Here is a 1,773-nt window from a genome sequence, read left to right as displayed (position 1 = left end):
AATGAGCCAAAGGACAAGTATGATAAGGTGTTAAAATTTATTGAAATGGCAGTTTTATCGCCAAAAAAAGTGCGATATCGGGATGCAATGAGCTCTAAACATAGTAAATAAGCGAATGATTACCACCCATTTGCAAAAGAGGAGCTTATTTTTTTTAGTACAGCTTCAAGATCATCGTATGCATCCATAGTTGTTGCCAGACTTTCACTATCTATAACCTCTTCCCCCCAATGAATAATATTAACAACATATTTTTCAAGAGGTTTTAACAAATATTCATAAAAAAAATCTTCCAATTCGCCTGTTTCGTAAGATGAAATAAAGCCATTATTTCTACTGGATGTTTCAACAAAGCCTCTATTATCGCCAAAAATATCAATTCTACCACAAATCTCGCGAGTACCTAAATATCGATTATATCCTTGAGCTTTTCTTCTATCAATATTCATAAAATCCTTCTCTGGCTCACCATATGGATATACTCTAAATCCATTTTTATAGATAAAAACACTTCCATAATTTACAGACTCAATCCCCATCATTTTTGTAAAATTTATTTTTGCAGCCCTATTAAGGCTATAAATAGTTCCTTTAATATTTTTTATACCATATTTATTTTTTTCTTCTATTTCAAATAACTGTATTCCCCTATCATTTAATGTCGTTGTTATTTTTTTTCCATCCTTAGATATTGCTGCAGTAATTTTTGTTGTTTTTATATTTAACACATCAAAAACATGATTGATTACCTTACCGTTTACAATATCTTTGTCAAAAATTTTTTCATTCTCACTTTTTTTTCGATCATTTTCTCTCTCTTCTTTAACATCCAAAATAATGCTAAACATATCATAATTTTCGTTAGCTTCAGGATTAACAAGTTGAGTTAACGATTTTTTTAACTGTAATAATTCATCTCTATTCCATTTTTCCCTCAATCCATAAATCTTTATAACTGTACCTTGAGCAGCTATTAAATCGCTCTGTATTTCATCATATAGCACCTCAATATTCTGGAACTCTTCTGTATCTACATTCTCAAATTCATTCCAGTTTATTTTTACACGATTAACGTTAATATCTTTGTTCGTCTTAGATAATAATTCAACAGTTTCACCCAAGCGATCACAAGAAAATCTACCAACCCCTTTGGCTCCAGCATAATTTCTCCTAAATTTAATATTGTCTCTATATGTATTATTTTTCTTCTCCGAATAAGCAACAAATAACCATTTATCAATTATCTCTTGCTTGGACATACCCTTTCCATCATCTATAATATATATCGTAGAATCATCTGAATATATATTCTCAAATTTTATCGTCACTTCTTTTGCTCCGGCATCGTAAGAATTCTTTACCAATTCAAAAATTGCAATAAACTTATCATTGATTAATTCTTTGCCTATAATATTTTTTAATCCAGCACTAACTTTAAAATGGAGTTTTTCACTCATTATTAAGCATCTCCTGTAAAACTAACCCAACCAATTCTGCAAACAATGGCGGCACAGCATTTGCCACCTGTGTGTATCTTGGAACATCATATTTTCTACGTTCCCCTCCTGTTGTATATTTACCCAAAAAAACATAATCATCTGGAAAGCTTTGAATTCTTGCACTTTCCCTTACCGTCATAATCCTAGGTTCTGAATAATGAATAAAATCATCCGGAATAGATGTCAGTGTTGAACACACACAATCGTGTTTTAAAGGTGTGATGTTAGCATATAAATAGGACTAGTCAAAAAGAGAAAATTTACACCAGTGGTA

At 31.0% G+C, this 1,773-nt stretch carries 2 protein-coding genes; both read right to left on the bottom strand.

Annotated elements, in window-relative coordinates:
* Positions 1–119: 119 nt before the first annotated feature.
* A complete protein-coding gene (locus tag KTQ83_RS11670; RefSeq protein WP_217256930.1) occupies positions 120–1,457 on the bottom strand; it encodes an ATP-binding protein in 1,338 nt (445 codons plus the stop codon).
* Positions 1,450–1,698, bottom strand: coding sequence for a DNA cytosine methyltransferase (locus KTQ83_RS11665; protein ID WP_342367262.1), 249 nt, complete (start codon positions 1,696–1,698; stop codon positions 1,450–1,452). Before KTQ83_RS11665 ends, KTQ83_RS11670 begins: the two co-directional genes overlap by 8 nt.
* Positions 1,699–1,773: the final 75 nt, after the last annotated feature.

Origin of the sequence: Holdemanella porci, from assembly GCF_019052655.1 — a bacterium.
Taxonomy (GTDB): Bacteria; Bacillota_I; Bacilli_A; order Erysipelotrichales; family Erysipelotrichaceae; genus Holdemanella; species Holdemanella hominis.
The sequence above is the reverse complement of the archived record's forward strand: the minus strand, read 5'-3'. Positions and strand labels throughout refer to the sequence as shown.

Bases quoted from the DNA above. Each gene is read 5' to 3' on its own strand.
- KTQ83_RS11670 (WP_217256930.1), bottom strand. From the start codon at position 1,457: ATGAGTGAAAAACTCCATTTTAAAGTTAGTGCTGGATTAAAAAATATT.